16 protein-coding genes, 2 tRNA genes, 4 rRNA genes and 1 pseudogene are annotated in these 20,753 nt (G+C 56.8%); 13 read left to right on the forward strand and 10 right to left on the reverse strand.

Annotation, left to right across the window (positions count from 1 at the left end):
* Positions 1-11 precede the first annotated feature (11 nt).
* The 4 genes from H4V96_RS01895 to H4V96_RS01910 all read left to right on the forward strand — a co-directional run bounded on the left by H4V96_RS01895 (position 12) and on the right by H4V96_RS01910 (position 4,085).
* Positions 12-620: a nucleotidyltransferase family protein gene (locus H4V96_RS01895; RefSeq protein ID WP_196857018.1), complete on the forward strand. Its 609-nt coding sequence runs from the start codon at positions 12-14 to the stop codon at positions 618-620.
* Positions 621-647: 27 nt separating this feature from the next.
* Positions 648-2,483 carry a PDZ domain-containing protein gene (locus H4V96_RS01900; protein ID WP_196857017.1) on the forward strand — a complete coding sequence of 612 codons (1,836 nt, stop codon included), beginning with the start codon at positions 648-650 and terminating at the stop codon, positions 2,481-2,483.
* Positions 2,484-2,734: 251 nt separating this feature from the next.
* The gene (locus H4V96_RS01905) at positions 2,735-3,910 is read left to right on the forward strand and encodes a GGDEF domain-containing protein (RefSeq protein WP_196857016.1); all 1,176 of its coding nucleotides are present in this window, start codon (positions 2,735-2,737) and stop codon (positions 3,908-3,910) included.
* Complete coding sequence (locus tag H4V96_RS01910; protein ID WP_196857015.1) at positions 3,900-4,085, forward strand: hypothetical protein; 186 nt, start codon at positions 3,900-3,902, stop codon at positions 4,083-4,085. Before H4V96_RS01905 ends, H4V96_RS01910 begins: the two co-directional genes overlap by 11 nt.
* Here the strand turns inward: H4V96_RS01910 and trpC are convergent.
* The 6 genes and pseudogenes from trpC to rpe all read right to left on the reverse strand — a co-directional run bounded on the left by trpC (position 4,078) and on the right by rpe (position 9,729).
* A complete protein-coding gene (gene trpC / locus H4V96_RS01915; RefSeq protein ID WP_196857014.1) occupies positions 4,078-4,878 on the reverse strand; it encodes an indole-3-glycerol phosphate synthase TrpC in 801 nt (266 codons plus the stop codon). The two genes, H4V96_RS01910 and trpC, sit on opposite strands and share 8 nt — an antisense overlap.
* 33 nt (positions 4,879-4,911) lie before the next feature.
* A complete protein-coding gene (gene trpD / locus H4V96_RS01920; protein ID WP_196857013.1) occupies positions 4,912-5,955 on the reverse strand; it encodes an anthranilate phosphoribosyltransferase in 1,044 nt (347 codons plus the stop codon).
* Between the two features lie 65 nt (positions 5,956-6,020).
* Entirely contained in the window at positions 6,021-6,584 is a 564-nt protein-coding gene (locus H4V96_RS01925; protein ID WP_043460313.1) for an aminodeoxychorismate/anthranilate synthase component II, read from the reverse strand.
* Between the two features lies 1 nt (position 6,585).
* Complete coding sequence (trpE, locus tag H4V96_RS01930) at positions 6,586-8,082, reverse strand: anthranilate synthase component I (protein ID WP_196857012.1); 1,497 nt, start codon at positions 8,080-8,082, stop codon at positions 6,586-6,588.
* A 249-nt stretch (positions 8,083-8,331) separates the two neighbouring features.
* A pseudogene (locus tag H4V96_RS01935) lies at positions 8,332-9,049 on the reverse strand (phosphoglycolate phosphatase).
* Positions 9,049-9,729, reverse strand: a complete 681-nt coding sequence (rpe, locus tag H4V96_RS01940) for a ribulose-phosphate 3-epimerase (protein WP_010393435.1) — start codon at positions 9,727-9,729, stop codon at positions 9,049-9,051. Before rpe ends, H4V96_RS01935 begins: the two are co-directional and overlap by 1 nt.
* A 166-nt stretch (positions 9,730-9,895) precedes the next feature.
* On the opposite strand from rpe, the gene apaG reads away from it, so the two are divergent.
* A complete protein-coding gene (gene apaG / locus H4V96_RS01945; protein ID WP_010393436.1) occupies positions 9,896-10,270 on the forward strand; it encodes a Co2+/Mg2+ efflux protein ApaG in 375 nt (124 codons plus the stop codon).
* Positions 10,271-10,294: 24 nt separating this feature from the next.
* Here apaG and H4V96_RS01950 read toward each other — a convergent pair whose 3' ends face one another.
* Entirely contained in the window at positions 10,295-10,441 is a 147-nt protein-coding gene (locus tag H4V96_RS01950; protein ID WP_196857010.1) for a hypothetical protein, read from the reverse strand.
* Positions 10,442-10,622: 181 nt separating this feature from the next.
* On the opposite strand from H4V96_RS01950, the gene H4V96_RS01955 reads away from it, so the two are divergent.
* Complete coding sequence (locus tag H4V96_RS01955; RefSeq protein ID WP_334686069.1) at positions 10,623-11,759, forward strand: murein transglycosylase A; 1,137 nt, start codon at positions 10,623-10,625, stop codon at positions 11,757-11,759.
* Positions 11,760-11,798: 39 nt separating this feature from the next.
* Here the strand turns inward: H4V96_RS01955 and H4V96_RS01960 are convergent, their stop codons facing one another.
* Positions 11,799-12,236: a universal stress protein gene (locus tag H4V96_RS01960; RefSeq protein WP_010393448.1), complete on the reverse strand. Its 438-nt coding sequence runs from the start codon at positions 12,234-12,236 to the stop codon at positions 11,799-11,801.
* Between the two features lie 517 nt (positions 12,237-12,753).
* On the opposite strand from H4V96_RS01960, the gene H4V96_RS01965 reads away from it, so the two are divergent.
* The 7 genes from H4V96_RS01965 (at position 12,754) to rrf (H4V96_RS01995) (ending at position 19,584) form a co-directional block, all read left to right on the forward strand.
* Positions 12,754-13,530, forward strand: coding sequence for an enoyl-CoA hydratase (locus H4V96_RS01965; protein ID WP_196857009.1), 777 nt, complete (start codon positions 12,754-12,756; stop codon positions 13,528-13,530).
* A 380-nt stretch (positions 13,531-13,910) separates the two neighbouring features.
* Positions 13,911-15,441 (forward strand): 16S ribosomal RNA (locus H4V96_RS01970).
* A 98-nt stretch (positions 15,442-15,539) separates the two neighbouring features.
* A tRNA-Ile gene (locus H4V96_RS01975) sits at positions 15,540-15,616 on the forward strand.
* Between the two features lie 40 nt (positions 15,617-15,656).
* A tRNA-Ala gene (locus tag H4V96_RS01980) sits at positions 15,657-15,732 on the forward strand.
* A gap of 249 nt (positions 15,733-15,981) precedes the next feature.
* A 23S ribosomal RNA gene (locus H4V96_RS01985) occupies positions 15,982-18,959 on the forward strand.
* Positions 18,960-19,096: 137 nt separating this feature from the next.
* Positions 19,097-19,209: ribosomal RNA gene (gene rrf / locus H4V96_RS01990) — 5S ribosomal RNA — on the forward strand.
* A 262-nt stretch (positions 19,210-19,471) separates the two neighbouring features.
* Positions 19,472-19,584: ribosomal RNA gene (rrf, locus tag H4V96_RS01995) — 5S ribosomal RNA — on the forward strand.
* Together the 16S, 23S and 5S rRNA genes with 2 tRNA genes alongside form the textbook arrangement of a ribosomal RNA operon.
* Before the next feature lie 59 nt (positions 19,585-19,643).
* On the opposite strand, the gene H4V96_RS02000 is transcribed toward rrf (H4V96_RS01995), so the two are convergent.
* The gene (locus H4V96_RS02000; RefSeq protein WP_010393459.1) at positions 19,644-19,988 is read right to left on the reverse strand and encodes a DUF1840 domain-containing protein; all 345 of its coding nucleotides are present in this window, start codon (positions 19,986-19,988) and stop codon (positions 19,644-19,646) included.
* 180 nt (positions 19,989-20,168) lie between these two features.
* Positions 20,169-20,714 carry a hypothetical protein gene (locus H4V96_RS02005; RefSeq protein ID WP_280720669.1) on the reverse strand — a complete coding sequence of 182 codons (546 nt, stop codon included), beginning with the start codon at positions 20,712-20,714 and terminating at the stop codon, positions 20,169-20,171.
* Positions 20,715-20,753 lie beyond the last annotated feature (39 nt).

Here is a 20,753-nt window from a genome sequence, read left to right on the forward strand (position 1 = left end):
GCAGCGCTCTTTTGAGCACGGTCGGCATCTTGCTGGCAGCCGGAAGGGGACGCAGGTTCGATCCTTCCGGCGTGCAGAATAAATTATTGCAGCCGTTGAAGGAAGGCCCGCATGCGGGCTTGCCGGTGGTGGTGGCGGCCGCCAGGAACCTGCTGGCGGTCTTGCCGCGCGTGCTGGCCGTGGTGCGCGCCGACGACGCGCAGGTGGCGCGCGCCCTCGGTGCGCTGGGCTGCGAGGTGCGCGTCTGCCACGATGCCGACACCGGCATGGCCGCTTCGCTCACCTGCGCCATCGAGCACATGCGCGGCGCGCCGGGCTGGCTGATCGCCCTGGGCGACATGCCGGGTGTGGAACCGGCTACAATCGTTGCCTTGTCGCAAGCCATCGCTGATGGCGCGCATATCGCGGTGCCCATGTTCCATGGTCGGCGCGGCAATCCTGTCGCGTTCAGCGCCTTTCACTTGCCATTGCTGCTGGCGCTCGATGGCGACCAGGGTGCGCGCAGCATCGTCAACAGCCATGCGGCATGCGAGGTGAGAGTGGACGACAGCGGCATCTTGCGCGATATTGATACACCTGACGATTTGTCGACGGTGCATGGCGCGCCCGGGCGACTTTAGAACATCCATGCCAGACACGAGAAAAACATGAAAAAAGCTCCAATTAAAAAAAGCATCGCCAAGGCGCCTGCCGCTGGCATCATCTACAGCATCGCCGCCTCCGACCTGGCTGGCCATATGTTCAAGGTCAGCTTGACGGTCAAGTCGCCGGCCGCCATCGGCCAGGTCTTGTCCTTGCCCGCCTGGATTCCGGGCAGCTACATGATCCGTGAATTTTCGCGCAATATCGTCAGCATCCGTGCCGAATCCGAGGGCAGGGCCGTGGCGCTGACCAAGTTGGACAAGCATTCGTGGCAAGCGGCCCGGTGCCAGGGCGCCTTGACGCTCGAATACGACGTCTATGCCTGGGATTTGTCCGTGCGCGCCGCCCACCTGGACCAGAACCACGGTTTCTTCAACGGCACCAGCGTATTTCTGCGCGTACTGGGCCAGGAGGCCGAGCCGCATGAAGTGCATATCGTGCAGCCGCAGGATGCCGCTTGCAAGGCCTGGCGCGTGGCTACCACCTTGCCGGAACTGAAGGCCAAGCGCTATGGCTTCGGCAGCTACCAAGCCGCCAATTACGATGAGTTGATCGATCACCCGGTGGAGATGGGCGACTTCGCGCTGGCTACCTTCAAGGCGCATGGCGTGCCGCACGATATCGTCGTCACGGGCAAGGTGCCCAACCTGGATCTGGATCGCTTGTGCCGCGACCTGAAAGCCATTTGCGAAACGCAGATCGCTTTTTTCGAGCCGAAGACAAAAAAAGCGCCGATGGAGCGCTATGTGTTCATGACCATGGCCGTCGGCGACGGTTACGGCGGCCTCGAACATCGTGCTTCGACGGCGTTGATCTGCGCCCGCGCCGACCTGCCGACGACCGCCTCAAGCAGCACGGAGATCGGCGACGGCTATCTGAAATTCCTCGGCCTGTGCAGCCATGAATACTTCCACACCTGGAACGTCAAGCGCATCAAGCCGGCGGCTTTTGCGCCGTATAACTTGCAGGCGGAAAGTTATTCGCCGCTGCTGTGGCTATTCGAGGGCTTCACCAGCTATTACGACGACCTGATGCTGGTGCGCGCGGGCCTGATCGATGAGGCAGCCTATTTCAAGCTGCTGGGCAAGACCGTCAACAGCGTGCTGCGCGGCAGCGGCCGCACAAAGCAAAGCGTGGCCGATTCCAGCTTCGACGCCTGGGGCAAGTACTACCGCCAGGATGAAAACGCGCCGAATGCCATCGTTAGCTACTACACCAAGGGTTCGCTGATCGCGCTGGCCTTCGACCTGACGCTGCGCGCGAAGACGAATGGCGCGCAATCGCTGGACGACGTGATGCAGGCGCTGTGGCAGCGCTATGGCCGTGATTTTTACAAGGGCAAAGGCCGCGGCGTGACGCCGGCCGAAGTCGAAGCGCTGTTCGATGAGATTTCCGGTACGCGCATGAAGTCTTTCTTCGAACGTTACATCCGTGGCACGGACGACGTGCCGCTGGCGCGCCTGCTGGCGCCATTCGGTGTTAAATACAGCGACCAGCGCAAGGTTGAAAAGCCTAGCCTGGACGTCAACCTGGGGCGCGACGGCAACGACGCCAGGCTGGCGCAGGTGCATCAGGGCGGCTGCGCCCATGTGGCAGGCCTGTCGGCGGGCGACGTGCTGGTGGCTGTCGATGGCCTGCGCGTGACCGGCAACCCCTCCAACCTCGACACCTTGCTGTGCCGTTATGCCGTCGGCGCCAGCGTGGCCATCCACGCCTTCCGTCGCGACGAGCTGATGACGTTTACCGCTGTCTTGCAGGGTGACCGCGTACCCGGTGTCAGCTTGAGCTTGCTGCCGGCGCCAAAAAAAGCCACCGGGCCGAAGCGTCCTAGCGCCGCATGATGCGCATTGTCATACGCTAATCCAGAGCACCGGCCGTCACTGGCCGGTTTTTATTGCACGCTACCCCCTATTAAATGTTACTGTAGGGTCACGGATGTTAGGGATGGCGACGGCTGTTAGTCTGCCGATAATGGTGCAAATTCCACCATATTTATCATAAATGAACTAATTTTTCTCCAACTACACTAAAATTGCCGAACTATTTCTTTTAGATCGCGCCCAACGTGCAAACCCTCGATCCACGAACGATCATGTTGATGACGACCCTGATGTGCGGGGCGATGAGCATCGTCATGTTCTCGGTGTATCGTAGTTTTCGGCGCGAGGTGCACGGTCTGGGACATTGGGCGGCCGGTTTGCTGTTGCTGGTGTGCGCGTCCATGTTGTTCGGTACGCGCGACGTGCTGCCATCGGCATGGTCTATTATCGCGGCCAATGCGGCGCTGGTAGCCGGTATCGGCCTGTCGATGCTGGGCACGGAGAAATTCTATGGCTTGGCGCCGAGTCGCCGCGCCTATTTTCTGATACTTGCCCTGGCCATCGTCGGCAATAGCTGGTGGCTGCTGGTGCTCCCTGACTTTTCGGTCCGCGTGGCGGTATTCTCCCTGCTAGTGTTCCTGTTTTATGCGCGCCAGGTGCAGCTGGTATGGCGCCATGGCGAGCGCCATTTTTCGAGTTTTTTCTTTGGTACGCTGATGCTGCTGCAAGCTGTCGCGGTGATGGCGCGCGGCGTGTCGGCGTTGCTGCATGGCGGCACCAGTGTAAATCTGACGGTAGTCGGCACGCCGACCGGTATCTATCTGGCGGTCGCCAATTTCATGGCGCTACTGCTGACGGTAGGCTTCATGACGGTGGCGACGCGCCACCTGCAGCAGATACTGGAGCGCCGCTCGACCCACGATCCCTTGACGCAGGTGCTGAACCGGCGCGGCTTTGGCGATGCCTATGCGCGCGAGATAGGCAATCCGCGGCGCCGTCGTTTGCCGCTGACGTTGCTCAGTATTGACCTCGATTACTTTAAATCGATTAATGACCGCTACGGTCACGCGGTGGGTGACCAGGTGCTGGCACACGTGGCCACCATCATCGGCGGCGCCCTGCGCGAATCGGATTGCGTGGCGCGTTTCGGCGGCGAGGAGTTCGTCGTACTGATGCCGGACATGCCTGTGCACAATGCCGTGGGCGTGGCGGAACGCATTCGTGCCTTGCTGTGCGAGTCCAGTCATACGGGACTGCCTTCATGTACGGCCAGCATTGGCATCGCTTGCCAGGCATCGGTGCTGGAGGGGCTGGAAGAATTGCTGTCGCGCGCCGATGCGGCCCTGTATCTGGCCAAGGAGCGCGGCCGCGACCGCATCGAACTCGACGCTGCCGCGTTTACTGCGGGCCGGATAATGTCCGCAGCGGGAAGCTGTAATGCTCGTTGAACAGCAAGATTTCGGAAAAACTGACGGTTTAGGCGCCGCGGTACATCAGGTTTGCCGCTGGCGGAAAGCGTTCTCGTACGCGGCGCATGGCGGCGCTGCAGTCTGGCAGGCTGACAGCAGGACAGTGGCAATGATCGCCTACCTCATGGCTGCCAGCCTGCCATGGTTTAACTGAACAGGCGTTCCAGTTCCACGCCAGGGTCTGGCGCGCGCATGAACGCTTCGCCCACCAGGAAGCTGTGGATGTGTGCATCGCGCATGCGTTGCACGTCAGCCGTGCTGTGAATGCCCGATTCCGTGATGATCAATTTGTCTTGCGGGATGCGCGGCAATAGATTGATGGTGGTGTCGAGCGAGGTCTCGAAGGTGCGCAGGTTGCGGTTGTTGATGCCGATCAGCGCGCTCTTGAGTTTGAGTGCCGCGTCGAGTTCTGCGCCATCGTGGCTTTCGATCAGCACGCCCATGCCCAGTTCGTGGGAGCAGGCTTCCATTTCGGCCATCAGGCCATGGTCGAGCGCGGCGACGATCAGCAGGATGCAGTCGGCGCCCATGGCGCGCGCTTCATAGATTTGATACATGTCGACCATGAAATCCTTGCGCAGCACCGGGATACTGCAGGCGGCACGCGCCTGCAGCAGATAATCCACGCAGCCCTGGAAGAACTGTTCGTCCGTTAGCACGGACAGGCAGGCCGCCCCATGCGCTGCATAGCTGGCGGCGATATCAGACGGACGGAAGTCGGCGCGTATCACGCCTTTCGATGGCGACGCCTTTTTTATTTCGGCGATGATGCCGGGCTTGCCAGCGGCGATATGCTGGCGCAGGCTCGCTTCAAAGCCGCGCAGGCCGGCGCGCAGGGCGGGATCGCTTTCCACGTCGCCGCGCAGGCTGGCCAGGCTGCGATGGGCCTTGGCCTTGGCCACTTCATCGGCTTTCACGGCCAGGATTTTATCGAGTATGTCGGACATGATGGTCGCTATTCTATAAAGGAGGGCGGGGGCTTACGCTTGCGGCGGAGTGCCCAGCTGTTGCGTCACCTGCACGAATTGGTCGAGCTTTGCCAGGGCGGCGCCCGAGCTGACGGCTTTGCGCGCACGCGCCAGGCCGTCTTCGATCGAACTGGCCACGCCGGCCGCGTACAGCGCCGTGCCCGCGTTCAGGGCGACGATGTCTGCGGCTGCACCGGGCTCGCCGCGCAGCGCTTCCATCATCTTGGCTTTCGACTCGATGGCGTTGGCCACTTTCAGGTTGCGGCTGGCGATCATCGACATGCCGAAATCTTCAGGGTGGATTTCATATTCGCGAATCTCGCCGTTGACCAATTCACCGACCATGGTGGCCGCGCCCAGCGAGACTTCATCCATATTGTCGCGACCATACACGACGATGGCATGTTGCGCGTCCAGACGCTGCAGCACGCGTACCTGGATGCCGACCAGGTCGGCGTGGAACACGCCCATCAGAATGTTGGGCGCGCCGGCGGGATTGGTCAGGGGGCCCAGGATATTGAAAATCGTGCGTACGCCAAGCTCCTTGCGTACGGGCGCCGCATGCTTCATGGCCGCATGGTGGTTGGGCGCGTACATGAAGCCGATACCTGTCTGCGCGATGGACTGGGCGATTTGCTCGGGTTGCAAATTGATGTTGACGCCCAGGGAGTCGAGCACGTCGGCGCTGCCGGACGATGACGAGACACTGCGTCCGCCATGCTTGGCCACGCGCGCGCCAGCGGCTGCCGCCACGAACATCGAGGCAGTGGAAATATTAAAGGTGTGTGCGCCGTCTCCGCCCGTGCCAACGATGTCAAGCAGGTTGGTGGTGTCGGCCATGGGCACTTTGGTGGAAAACTCGCGCATCACTTGCGCGGCGGCAGCGATTTCGCCGATGGTTTCCTTTTTTACGCGCAAGCCCATGGTCAGCGCCGCGATCATGCTGGGAGACATCTCGCCGGACATGATTTGGCGGAATAGGTACAGCATTTCGTCGTGAAAGATTTCGCGGTGTTCGATGCAGCGCAGCAGGGCTTCTTGTGGGGTGATCGGCATGATGCTTCCTTCTTCAATGATGGCGCAGGAGGACACTGATGGCACGCCGTAGCGTGCGCATGGGATCAGCGCTCGAGGAAATTCTTCAGCAGGGCGTGGCCGTGCTCCGAGAGTATCGATTCGGGGTGGAACTGCACTCCCTCGATATCGAATTCCCGATGGCGCACGCCCATGATTTCGCCGTCGTCCGTCCACGCCGTCACTTCCAGGCAGGAAGGCAGCGAGGAGCGTTCGATCGCCAAAGAGTGGTAGCGGATCACTGTGAAGGGGCTGGGCAAGCCTTTGAAAACGCCCACGCCCGTATGCGCGATGACGGAAGTCTTGCCATGCATGACCTGCTTGGCGCGGATGACATTGCCGCCAAACGCCTCGCCGATGGCCTGATGGCCCAGACAGACCCCCAGTATTGGCTTCCTGCCGGCGAAGTGCTTCAGCACTTCCACCGAAATGCCTGCTTGCGCTGGCGCTTTCGGGCCGGGCGAGATGCAGATGCGGTCCGGGTTCAGTGCTTCAATCTCTTGTATCGTGATTTCATCGTTGCGGTAGACCCGCACGTCTTCGCCCAATTCGCCGAAATACTGCACGATGTTGTAGGTGAAGGAGTCGTAGTTGTCGATCATTAGCAGCATCTTAAAACTCCCCATCCAGGCCATCTTGCACTTGTTCGGCGGCGCGCAGTACGGCGCGCGCCTTGTTTTCGGTTTCCTGCCATTCCATTTCGGGGATCGAGTCGGCAACGATGCCTGCCGCAGCCTGCACGTATAGCATGCCATCCTTGATGACGCCCGTGCGGATGGCGATCGCCACATCCATTTCACCGCCAAATGACAGGTAGCCGCACGCGCCGCCATAGATGCCGCGCTTGCTGATTTCCAGCTCGTCGATCACTTCCATGGCGCGCACTTTCGGCGCGCCCGTCAGGGTGCCGGCGGGGAAGGTGGCCCGTAACACGTCCAGGTTCGACAGGCCGTCTTTCAGCGTGCCTTCCACGTTCGAGACAATGTGCTGCACGTGCGAGTATTTTTCGATGACCATGCGGTCGGTGACGTACACGCTGCCGGTTTCGGCGATGCGGCCGATATCGTTGCGGGCCAGGTCGATCAGCATCACGTGCTCGGCGATCTCTTTCGGATCGGCCAGCAGTTCGGCCGACAGTTCGGCGTCGCGCTCCGGCGTGGCGCCGCGTGGACGGGTACCGGCGATGGGACGCAGGGTGACTTTCTTGCCGCCGTCCGTCGTCGTCTCGTTGCGCACCAAAATTTCGGGTGAGGCGCCGATGATCTGCATGTCGCCAAAGTTATAGAAGTACATATAGGGCGACGGATTGAGCGACCGTAGCGCGCGGTACAGGGTCAGCGGCGAATCGACGTAAGGCTTGCGGATGCGCTGGCCGATCTGCACCTGCATCAAGTCACCGGCCATCACGTATTCATGCGCCTTGGCGACCGCTTTCAGGTAGTCTTCCTTGGAGAAATCGCGGATGGTTTCGGTGCGCACGGAGGCGCTGGTGACGGGTGCGTCGACGCCGCGGCGCAGCATCATGCGCAAGTCTTTCAGGCGCTGGCGCGCTTTCGAGAACGACTCGGGCTGCGTGGTGTCCGCATACACGATCAAGTAGAGTTTGCCGGACAGGTTGTCGATGACGGCTAGTTCCTCTGTCACCATCAACTGGATGTCGGGCAGGTTCAAATCGTCTTTGGGCGCACCGCCAGCCAGTTTTTTCTCGATGTGGCGCACCGTGTCGTAGCCGAAGTAGCCTGCCAGGCCGCCGCAGAAACGCGGCATGCCAGGGCGCAGGGCGACCTTGAAGCGCGACTGGTACTGTTCGATGAAGTCGAGCGGATTGCCTTCGTGCTCTTCGATCACGACACCGTTCTTGACGATCTCCGTGCGGTTGCCATAGCTACGCAAGACGCTGGTGGCGGGCAAGCCGATGAAGGAATAGCGGCCGAAGCGTTCGCCACCGACGACCGATTCGAGCAGGAAGGTGTTCTTGCCACCTTGCTGGGTCTGCGCCAGTTTCAGGTATAGCGTGAGCGGTGTTTCCAGGTCGGCAAAAGCCTCCGCGATCAGGGGGATGCGGTTGTAGCCTTGTTGGGCCAGCGATTTGAATTCGAGTTCGGTCATGTGTCTCTCCATGCCGCCAGGGTACGCGTGTGCGTCGTGCAGTCTAAGCACAAACCCTGCGGTGGGTTATCAAAAAACCTGTCGGGGCATGCAATATGCGCATGCGCAGCCGACAGCAATCTTACACGGCTCGGCCCTTAGGCCTGCCAGGATTGCCAGCGTCGCCAAAGCCAGGCCTCAATCGAGCCGGTTTGGGTGACATTGTGTTTTTTGATGAGAAACGTGTTCACGATATGGTGTTGGGGTTGGTCAGTATGCCGGTTTGTTGTGCATGCTTATGAGATGCGCTGCTTCAAGCAGCGTATTTACTATACCATCGGAATCGGTATCGTGTATAGAGTGTCCGTGGTTGTAACCATACGGCACCGTCAAGACGGGGCAAGCCGCAGCCCGCGCCGCTTGCACGTCATTCGAAGAGTCGCCGATGGCCACTACTTTGGCGGGCGCGAGGTCGAAGTGCGCACACGCTTGCAGCAGCGGCATGGGGTGCGGTTTTTTTTTGCGGCAGCGAATCGCCACCGTAGACGATCTCGAAATAAGTGCGCAGATTTTTCTGTTGCAGCAGGGGCAGGGCGAAGGCAATCGGCTTGTTGGTGACGCAGGCCAGGCGCAAGCCCGCCGCCTTCATTGCCGCCAGCCCTGCTTCCACATCCGGGTAGAGCGTGCTGAACTGGCCATTGATGGCCAGGTAGTGGCGCTGGTAAGCCTCCATCGCCGTATCAAAACGCTGTTCCACGCCGACGGCATCGAAGTCGAGCGCCAGCACGCTGCGGATCAGGTTTTCCGAGCCCTTGCCCACCATCAGTTTGATGGCCTCGGCACTGATGGAGGGGAGGTCGAATTCGGTGCGCATGCCATTGATGGCGACATGAAAATCGGGCACGGTGTCGAGCATCGTGCCATCAAGGTCGATGATGGCGGCGCGCACGCCGGCCAGTACCTGGTCTTTTACCGTGCCCGCGCGCATCAGGCGCCCGCCACTTTTGCCTTGGCCAATTCGGCACGCATGGCATCGATGACGGCCTTGTAATCGGGCTTGCCGAAGATGGCCGAGCCGGCGACGAAGGTGTCGGCACCGGCAGCTGCGGCAGCGGCGATGTTGTCGATCTTGATGCCGCCATCGACTTCCAGCATGATGTCACGTCCCGATTCGTCGATCATGCGGCGCGCTTCGGCGATTTTCTTCAATGCTTGCGCAATGAAGGACTGGCCGCCGAAACCCGGGTTGACCGACATGATCAGGATCATGTCGATCTTGTCCATCACGTGTTCCAGGTAGTGCAGCGGCGTGCCCGGGTTGAAAACCAGGCCCGATTTGCAGCCATTGTCGCGGATTAGTTGCAAGGAGCGGTCGAGGTGATCCGACGCTTCCGGGTGGAAGGTGATGATGTTCGCGCCAGCCTTGGCGAAATCCGGGATAATGCGATCGACAGGCTTGACCATCAGATGCACATCGATGGGGACTTGCACGTGCGGGCGGATCGCTTCGCACACCAGCGGGCCGATGGTCAGGTTCGGCACATAATGGTTATCCATCACGTCGAAGTGGATGATGTCGGCGCCGGCGGTAACGACGTTGCGCACTTCCTCGCCCAGGCGGGCAAAGTCGGCGGACAGAATGCTGGGAGCGATACGGAATGTTGTCATGGTGGCTAAGGGCTAGAGTAGAAAATGCGAAGATGCGCTATTTTACGCTTGACGCCGTTACCATGCCTCATTGAAGCACAGTGAAGCGCACAATACACGGCGCGCGGCGGCCCATGCAGCACGCGTGACACAATATACGACTGGCAATGTCTGAATAGGAATGATGATGGCGACTTATGAATTTACGGTAACGGTCAAGACGCAATATTTGCCTGAGCAATCGGCACCGGACCAAGGGCGGCACGTGTTCGGCTATACGATTCGTGTCGTCAACACGGGCACGGCTGGCGCGCAACTGATTTCGCGCCACTGGGTCATCACGGATGCGAATAACAAGGTGGAAGAGGTGCGCGGCTTGGGCGCCGTCGGCCATCAGCCCTTGCTGCAGCCGGGCGAGCAGTTTGAATACACGAGCGGTACCATGCTCGGTACGCCGCAAGGTTCGATGCACGGCGAATACTTTTGCGTGGCCGAAGATGGTCATCAGTTCGAAGCGCCGATACCCGAATTCGTGTTGTCGGTGCCGCGTACCCTGCATTAACGACAGGCCGGGGGCGTGCGCCCCTTATTTCAGTTTTTCGGTGCTGTCCTGTTCTTCGCCGAGCTGCGCGCGCGCGGGTGGCGTGGGTTTTTTACCCGCATACATGGTCCACCAAACTATAAATGCCAGCAAGAAGAACGCTACCAGCGCCTCTATCATCAAGATCCACATACGCACCCCTATGTTATTTAGCCGCAGTTTATTTACCCGTAGTTCCCGCAGCCCAGTATTTACCCGCCGTCTATTTACACGAAGTAGTCTACTCGTTTCAGTCTGTGCCGTCGCGCTTGCACTTTCAGCCTGTACCACGCCACCGCTAGCGCCCGGTGCTGCTGGCGAGAAGGCGCCAGCGATTGCGCCTATTGTTGTCAATCCCGTGCCAGCCAAGCCTATGCCAGCCAAGCCGGCTGACGCCAGGGATGGCACGGATGCGGCGGTTCCCACGTTTATGCCCGCCAAATTTTCCGCCTTGCCTGGCTGGGGCCGCGATGATATGCGCGCTGCCTGGCCAGCCTTCATGGCTTCATGCGGCGTGCTGGTCAAGCGTCCGGACTGGAAGGAGTCATGCACGATCGCGCGCCAGGTGAATGCCAACAGCGACAAGGCCATCCGCCTGTTCTTCGAGACCTTCTTTGTGCCCAATCAAGTCATCACCGCCGATGGCGCTAGCACAGGCCTCGTCACCGGCTACTATGAGCCGCTGCTGCACGGCGCGCGCAAGCGAGGCGGTCCGTACCAGACGCCGCTGTACAAGGTGCCCGATGACCTGGTCTCGGTCGACCTGGGCGCGGTGTATCCGGAACTGAAAAACATGCGTTTGCGTGGCAAGCTGGTCGGCAAGAAGGTGATCCCGTACGCGACCCGCGCCGAGATCGAGCGCGCCACTGCGGTCACGGGCAAGGAATTGCTGTGGGTGGATGATGAAGTCGAAGCATTCTTCCTGCAAGTGCAGGGTTCCGGGCGCGTGCAGCTGACTGATACGCAGGAAACCGTGCGCGTGGCTTACGCGGAGCAGAATGGCCATCCGTATAAATCGATCGGCCGCTACCTGGTCGACAAGGGTGAGTTGACGCTGAGCCAGGCGTCCGCGCAGGGCATCAAGGCGTGGATTGCCGGCCATCCCACGCGCAAGGATGAATTATTCAACGCCAATCCGAGCTATGTCTTCTTCAAGGAAGAGCGCCTGCCCGATCCCAAAGTGGGACCTAAGGGTGCCTTGGGCGTGCCGTTGACGCCGCAGCGTTCGGTGGCCATCGATGCGCGCTTCCTGCCGCTGGGGGCGCCCGTGTTTCTGTCTACCACGCAAGCCAATAGCGAGATTCCCATGCAGCGCCTGGTGATGGCGCAGGACACGGGCGGCGCCATTCGCGGGCCCATCCGGGTCGATTACTTCTTTGGTTTCGGTACGGAAGCGGCGGAAAACGCGGGCCGCATGAAGCAGAGCGGCGCCGTGTGGGTGTTGCTGCCGAAGCAGGCGCCGGCGCGCTGAGTTGCTCGCGCCGCCGGGCGGGGATGCGCTAGCGCAAGGTTAGCGCAGGACCATGACTGGCAACTGGGTATGCGCCAGCACTTTTTGCGTTTCACTGCCCACGAACAGCTTGTTCAAGCCCTTGCGCCCATGCGAGGCCATGAGGATGATGTCGCAATGGTAGGTTTGCGCCGCATTGACGATTTCTTCGTGCGGGCTGGGCGAGACGACGACCGCGCCTTCGAAGGGAACGCCGACAGCGCGTGCTGCTTCGCCGATCTTGTCGACGGCGCGTTGCGATGCTTCCTGCATTTGTTGCTCGTACAAGCCGGCGTCGAGCACGACGCCGCCATCGGCCATTGGCGAGAACGGGAAGGGCTGCACCACGCTGATGCTAACCAGCTTGGCCTTGTTCAATTGCGCGAAGGCGATGGCTGTCTCGGCGGCTTTGTCTGACAGCGGCGAGCCATCGGTGGGAAACAAGATGGTGTTAAACATGACGTGCTCCTAGAGTGATATGAGACAGCTTATGTATGTGCGTCAATTAAAACTTTGATGTAAATCAAAACTCACAGGCTTGGGCATGAATAGTGTCGCCAAGGCAATCTTTTAGCAGTGTATGCCCGTTCATCGTTTCAGGCGCGCACGCCATGGCGACGGGTGCCGACAAAAGCTGTGCCAGTAAAAGGCAGAGAAAATACGCTGTTCGATAAAAAGTGCGTCGATTCACAATAATAGCGGCGCAACTGCCGTACTGCTCCCGTTAGCCGCACCTCGTTATACACAACTTTTTACCACTTTAAAATCAAAGGGTTACAGCAATTTCTTCAGCGCGTACCCCACAGTGGTGGCGCCAGAAAAATGCTATTTTTCTTAGCTTTCAGCCGTAAATTGCTCGAATTTTAGGCAATTTTTGACATGGACGGTGATTCCGAGATTTTCTTGGATACTTGTGTATAACGGGGTGCGTTAGCCGCTACAATCGTCGTTACCGTGTTCATCCAGAGGAGACTATATGCAATACGAAGACCTGATCATCGACATCCAGGACAAAGTGGCGCTCATCCGCCTGAACCGCCCCAAGGCGCTCAACGCACTGAACGACAATATGATGAACGAGTTGGGCGACGCCCTGCTGAAGTTCGATGCGGATGAGAATATCGGTTGTATCGTGCTCACGGGTAGCGAAAAAGCATTCGCCGCTGGCGCCGACATCGCCGCCATGGCTGATTACACCTATCCCGATACTTTTACCCAGGGCTACATCAGCCGCAACTGGGAGCACATCTTGCGCGTGCGCAAACCCGTAGTGGGAGCCGTAGCCGGTTACGCACTCGGTGGCGGCTGCGAACTGGCGATGATGTGCGATTTTCTGATCGCCGCCGACAGCGCCAAATTTGGCCAGCCGGAAATCAAGGTGGGTGTCACGCCGGGTGCGGGCGGCACGCAGCGCTTGCCGCGCGCCATCGGCAAGGCCAAGGCCATGGACTTGCTGCTGACGGCACGTACCATAGACGCGCTGGAAGCGGAACGCATCGGCCTGGTATCGCGCGTGGTGCCGGCAGATAAGTTGCTGGAAGAAGCCCTGGCTGCAGCGAAGACCATCGCAGCCATGCCGACCTCGGTGGCCATGATGATCAAGGATTGCGTCAACCGCGCCTTTGAAACTACCTTGACCGATGGCGTCGCCTACGAGCGCCGCCTGTTCCAAGCTGCCTTCGGTACGCCTGCACAAAAAGAAGGCATGCACGCTTTCCTTGAAAAGCGCTTGCCAAACTTCGACGGTCTTTGATATGATTCGCCTCCCCGATGAGACGCACTAGTTTGCGGCACAAAAGGGACGGCCTTCAGGGGCTGGGTAGTAAAAAAAGAAGGTTGACGAAATGGCCGAAACGCTTCATACTCTTTCTCCTTCGCAGCTGACAAACACAACGCTTTGTCGATAGCGCGAAAGTAGCACCGATCACAGTTCTTTAACAATTAACAGTCGATAAGTGTGGGCATTTGATGTAAGTGCAGCAGCGATCTTCGGATCGCTGTAAAACTTAAAATATCAAATGTTCACAAGAAATAATGAAATAGGATACTTCCTCGGAAGTAGCCTGTCAGTTTTTTGAGTGAGCGACCCATCAGCAATGATGGTGCCTATAAAAGGGCAAAGTAACAGAGATTAAACTGAAGAGTTTGATCCTGGCTCAGATTGAACGCTGGCGGCATGCCTTACACATGCAAGTCGAACGGCAGCACGGAGCTTGCTCTGGTGGCGAGTGGCGAACGGGTGAGTAATATATCGGAACGTACCCTAGAGTGGGGGATAACGTAGCGAAAGTTACGCTAATACCGCATACGATCTAAGGATGAAAGTGGGGGATCGCAAGACCTCATGCTCGTGGAGCGGCCGATATCTGATTAGCTAGTTGGTAGGGTAAAAGCCTACCAAGGCATCGATCAGTAGCTGGTCTGAGAGGACGACCAGCCACACTGGAACTGAGACACGGTCCAGACTCCTACGGGAGGCAGCAGTGGGGAATTTTGGACAATGGGCGAAAGCCTGATCCAGCAATGCCGCGTGAGTGAAGAAGGCCTTCGGGTTGTAAAGCTCTTTTGTCAGGGAAGAAACGGTGAGAGCTAATATCTTTTGCTAATGACGGTACCTGAAGAATAAGCACCGGCTAACTACGTGCCAGCAGCCGCGGTAATACGTAGGGTGCAAGCGTTAATCGGAATTACTGGGCGTAAAGCGTGCGCAGGCGGTTTTGTAAGTCTGATGTGAAATCCCCGGGCTCAACCTGGGAATTGCATTGGAGACTGCAAGGCTAGAATCTGGCAGAGGGGGGTAGAATTCCACGTGTAGCAGTGAAATGCGTAGATATGTGGAGGAACACCGATGGCGAAGGCAGCCCCCTGGGTCAAGATTGACGCTCATGCACGAAAGCGTGGGGAGCAAACAGGATTAGATACCCTGGTAGTCCACGCCCTAAACGATGTCTACTAGTTGTCGGGTCTTAATTGACTTGGTAACGCAGCTAACGCGTGAAGTAGACCGCCTGGGGAGTACGGTCGCAAGATTAAAACTCAAAGGAATTGACGGGGACCCGCACAAGCGGTGGATGATGTGGATTAATTCGATGCAACGCGAAAAACCTTACCTACCCTTGACATGGCTGGAATCCCGGAGAGATCTGGGAGTGCTCGAAAGAGAACCAGTACACAGGTGCTGCATGGCTGTCGTCAGCTCGTGTCGTGAGATGTTGGGTTAAGTCCCGCAACGAGCGCAACCCTTGTCATTAGTTGCTACGAAAGGGCACTCTAATGAGACTGCCGGTGACAAACCGGAGGAAGGTGGGGATGACGTCAAGTCCTCATGGCCCTTATGGGTAGGGCTTCACACGTCATACAATGGTACATACAGAGCGCCGCCAACCCGCGAGGGGGAGCTAATCGCAGAAAGTGTATCGTAGTCCGGATTGTAGTCTGCAACTCGACTGCATGAAGTTGGAATCGCTAGTAATCGCGGATCAGCATGTCGCGGTGAATACGTTCCCGGGTCTTGTACACACCGCCCGTCACACCATGGGAGCGGGTTTTACCAGAAGTAGGTAGCTTAACCGCAAGGAGGGCGCTTACCACGGTAGGATTCGTGACTGGGGTGAAGTCGTAACAAGGTAGCCGTATCGGAAGGTGCGGCTGGATCACCTCCTTTCTAGAGTTTGCACGAATCAGCAATGATTCACGCATCAAATGTCCACACTTATCGGCTGTTTAATTAAGAAGAAACAGTAGTCGTAGTAGCACCGCGTTGGGGCTGTAGCTCAGCTGGTTAGAGCACCGTGTTGATAACGCGGGGGTCGTTGGTTCGAGTCCAACCAGCCCTACCAGCAAAAACAAGCCTTACCAGCTAATTAGTACATAATTCCCGGGGGATTAGCTCAGCTGGGAGAGCACCTGCTTTGCAAGCAGGGGGTCGTCGGTTCGATCCCGTCATCCTCCACCAAGTTTTACTCGAAAGTGCAAACGTAAGCCAGTCAACAAGACTGTGGTTTAGGTTTGATCTTTTAGCGATCAAAGCTGTTTCGTTCTTTAACAATCTGGAAGAAGTAAAGATTATTTATTGATCGGTTTGCCGTAAAAAGCAAATCGATGGGTAATGATTGTATGTATCAACAAACAAGCAACAACGTTGTACTTTCTTATCCCTGTAGCGCTCTTTGGTCACCTCGGTGAACAGAGGCTAACGTTATAGGGACAAGCGAATAAGTGCACATGGTGGATGCCTTGGCGATTACAGGCGATGAAGGACGTAGTAGCTTGCGATAAGCTGCGGGGAGTGAGCAAACACACTTTGATCCGCAGATTTCCGAATGGGGCAACCCACCCTTTTAGGGTATTGCATACTGAATACATAGGTATGCAAGGCGAACGCGGCGAACTGAAACATCTAAGTAGCTGCAGGAAAAGAAATCAACCGAGATTCCCAAAGTAGCGGCGAGCGAAATGGGAAGAGCCTGTACGTGATAGTCGGACCGATAACAGAATCCTCTGGAAATAGGAGCCATAGTGGGTGATAGCCCCGTATGTGAAATCGGACCGGTGATACTAAGCGTACGACAAGTAGGGCGGGACACGTGACATCCTGTCTGAATATGGGGGGACCATCCTCCAAGGCTAAATACTCGTAATCGACCGATAGTGAACCAGTACCGTGAGGGAAAGGCGAAAAGAACCCCGGAAGGGGAGTGAAATAGATCCTGAAACCGTGTGCATACAAACAGTAGGAGCGGACTTGTTCCGTGACTGCGTACCTTTTGTATAATGGGTCAGCGACTTACATTCAGTGGCAAGGTTAACCGCATAGGGAAGCCGTAGAGAAATCGAGTCCGAATAGGGCGATCAGTCGCTGGGTGTAGACCCGAAACCAAGTGATCTACTCATGGCCAGGATGAAGGTGCGGTAACACGCCCTGGAGGTCCGAACCCACTAATGTTGAAAAATTAGGGGATGAGCTGTGGGTAGGGGTGAAAGGCTAAACAAACTTGGAAATAGCTGGTTCTCTCCGAAAACTATTTAGGTAGTGCCTCAAGTATCACCATCGGGGGTAGAGCACTGTTATGGCTAGGGGGTCATTGCGACTTACCAAACCATTGCAAACTCCGAATACCGATGAGTGCGAGCTTGGGAGACAGACGTCGGGTGCTAACGTCCGGCGTCAAGAGGGAAACAACCCAGACCGCCAGCTAAGGTCCCAAAGATTGGCTAAGTGGAAAACGAAGTGGGAAGGCTAAAACAGTCAGGATGTTGGCTTAGAAGCAGCCATCATTTAAAGAAAGCGTAATAGCTCACTGATCGAGTCGTCCTGCGCGGAAGATGTAACGGGGCTAAGCCAGTCACCGAAGCTGCGGATATGTGCGCTCCTTTAAGCGCATTGATAGAGCAGAGCTGGGCAATACTTACTTGCGAAGCAAGTTAGTAGAGACCAAAGCTCTTGCGAACATCGAGTGTATTTAAAGGAGCGCACATATGGTAGGAGAGCGTTCTGTAAGCCTGCGAAGGTGTCTTGTAAAGGATGCTGGAGGTATCAGAAGTGCGAATGCTGACATGAGTAGCGATAATGGGGGTGAAAAGCCTCCACGCCGTAAGCCCAAGGTTTCCTGTTCAACGTTCATCGGAGCAGGGTGAGTCGGCCCCTAAGGCGAGGCAGAGATGCGTAGCTGATGGGAAGCAGGTTAATATTCCTGCACCGTCGTATGATGCGATGGGGGGACGGATCGCGGAAGGTTGTCCAACTGTTGGAATAGTTGGTTTTTGGCTCATAGAAGGCGCTTAGGCAAATCCGGGCGCGCAATTCAAGGGGTTGAGACGAGTGAATTTATTCATGAAGCAATCGGAAGTGGTTCCAAGAAAAGCCTCTAAGCTTCAGTCATACGAGACCGTACCGCAAACCGACACAGGTGGGCGAGATGAGTATTCTAAGGCGCTTGAGAGAACTCGGGAGAAGGAACTCGGCAAATTGGTACCGTAACTTCGGGAAAAGGTACGCCCCGGTAGCTTGATTGGTTTACTCCATGAGGGTGAAAGGGTTGCAATAAACTGGTGGCTGCGACTGTTTAATAAAAACACAGCACTCTGCAAACACGAAAGTGGACGTATAGGGTGTGACGCCTGCCCGGTGCTGGAAGATTAAATGATGGGGTGCAAGCTCTTGATTGAAGTCCCAGTAAACGGCGGCCGTAACTATAACGGTCCTAAGGTAGCGAAATTCCTTGTCGGGTAAGTTCCGACCTGCACGAATGGCGTAACGATGGCCACACTGTCTCCTCCCGAGACTCAGCGAAGTTGAAATGTTTGTGATGATGCAATCTACCCGCGGCTAGACGGAAAGACCCCATGAACCTTTACTGTAGCTTTGCATTGGACTTTGAACCAATCTGTGTAGGATAGGTGGGAGGCTTTGAAGCGGGGACGCTAGTTCTCGTGGAGCCAACCTTGAAATACCACCCTGGTTTGTTTGAGGTTCTAACCTTGGTCCGTTATCCGGATCGGGGACAGTGCATGGTAGGCAGTTTGACTGGGGCGGTCTCCTCCTAAAGTGTAACGGAGGAGTTCGAAGGTACGCTAGATACGGTCGGACATCGTGTTGATAGTGCAATGGCATAAGCGTGCTTAACTGCGAGACTGACAAGTCGAGCAGGTACGAAAGTAGGACATAGTGATCCGGTGGTTCTGTATGGAAGGGCCATCGCTCAACGGATAAAAGGTACTCTGGGGATAACAGGCTGATTCCTCCCAAGAGTTCATATCGACGGGGGAGTTTGGCACCTCGATGTCGGCTCATCACATCCTGGGGCTGTAGCCGGTCCCAAGGGTATGGCTGTTCGCCATTTAAAGTGGTACGTGAGCTGGGTTTAAAACGTCGTGAGACAGTTTGGTCCCTATCTGCCGTGGGCGTTGGAAATTTGAAGGGGGCTGCTCCTAGTACGAGAGGACCGGAGTGGACGAACCTCTGGTGTACCGGTTGTCACGCCAGTGGCATTGCCGGGTAGCTAAGTTCGGAAGAGATAACCGCTGAAAGCATCTAAGCGGGAAACTTGCCTTGAGATGAGATTTCCCAGAGCCTTGAGCTCTTTGAAGGGTCGTTCGAGACCAGGACGTTGATAGGCTGGGTGTGGAAGTGCAGTAATGCATTAAGCTAACCAGTACTAATTGCCCGTACGGCTTGTCCCTATAACCTTAGCAGGTACAGAGGATAAGACAGTACAACGTTGTGAGTTTGTTGATACCATTCATTACCCAAAAATCTTTGCTTCTTCCAGATTCAGGCCTTGTTGCTCTACAGAGAACAAGCGCCAGTACAAGTTATGCCTGATGACCATAGCAAGTTGGTCCCACCCCTTCCCATCCCGAACAGGACCGTGAAACAACTTTGCGCCGATGATAGTGCTGCAACCAGTGTGAAAGTAGGTTATCGTCAGGCTTGTTATTTGGTGCAACAGCCCCCGGCTGTTGCACCTAGAGAAAAACCCCGCCAGCAATGGCGGGGTTTTTTTCGTTTGGTGGTTTGGTGCATGTTGCACCCCAACCGCAAAAGCTGGGGTCAGACCCGGCGGGTCTGACCCCAGGTATTCAGGCGTTTGGGGTGAAAAATTTGACTATGGCCAGGCAATTACTGTATAATTCACCTTCTCAGATAAGATGGTTTGCTGCCCAATTGGGAGCAAGCTATCGAAAAAGTTATGCCTGATGACCATAGCAAGTTGGTCCCACCCCTTCCCATCCCGAACAGGACCGTGAAACAACTTTGCGCCGATGATAGTGCTGCAACCAGTGTGAAAGTAGGTTATCGTCAGGCTTGTTATATAAAAAAACCCCGCGGATGCGGGGTTTTTTTCGTCTGCAGCGTGCACCGCACTAGATGCCCCAGGTGATGCTTTCACCTTCTGCACTGGCTGAGCGCAACATTTCCATCAGGGGATAGGCGCGTTGCGAAAAATGCACTTTCTGTGCACGCGCATGGGTGCCGGTCTCGCCATCTTCCAGCGTTTCTGGCGTATGGGCATCGTGTTCGATGTCATTTTCCGGATGCAATCTGCTTTCCGCGACTTCCTTTTCCAGCAGGACCAAGGCATCTCCCGCTTCTGTAGGCGTGATGACGCCGCGCGTAGGATTCTTGTGCAGGATGTCGAGGATACGCTGGGCATGTTCCTGGAACATCAGCACTTCAGGGGAGGATTTGGATTTGAATGAGATCAACATACGTGCTTTCTAAGACTTGTTGTTAGTGTCGAAACAATATCACGACTTGAAATATCACACAGGCTGTCGAATTGTCCGAATTGCACATCTGCGTGCCGCTTACCGTCATCTGTTGGACTATCCACGTATTTACAAGGGCGGCTATTCCAGGCTATCGCCTGTTTAAGCGATCGTTAAGTCTCAATCCAGTTTCACCGAGTCCATGAAAGTGTCGATGGTGTCACGCGACAGCTTGCGCTCTTCACCGAGAATGATGATCTGGAAGAGGTGCTTGTCCTGTGCCACAAAACGGCCGACCAGCAAGACAGGCTTGCCTTGCTGCGTGCCGTTGGCCTCGATACTGAGCGAACTGCGCTGGTGCGTTACGGCAGCATTGCTGCTGGCCGCCGAGACCGATTTTTCGCTGCGCACGGTGCCGTTAATATTTTTCAACAGCGCTGTCTGCATGGCTGGCAGGGCCGCTTGCGCCTGTTCTGCGCTGTCGAGCACGGCGCTGCCGATGGCAAAGGTGCTGCCATCGACTTCGCTCGCCGTCATGGTCAGGCTGATTTTTTTGCCATCGAGATCGACCGTGCGTGTCAACACTGCCGGCTTGCCTGGAAACAAGGCTGTGAACTGCGCGTCGGGGCTGCGATAGTCGCGCCAGTCGAATTTCGGACTGCAGGCACAGAGCGTGCAGGCGGTAGCGAGCGCAGCCAGGAGGATCGCAAGTGATGTTTTTTTCATCAGCAGATGGTAGCAGTGACGCCAGCCACGCGCAATCGC

Origin of the sequence: Janthinobacterium sp. CG_23.4, assembly GCF_029892305.1 — a bacterium.
Classification (GTDB): Bacteria; Pseudomonadota; Gammaproteobacteria; order Burkholderiales; family Burkholderiaceae_D; genus Janthinobacterium; species Janthinobacterium lividum_D.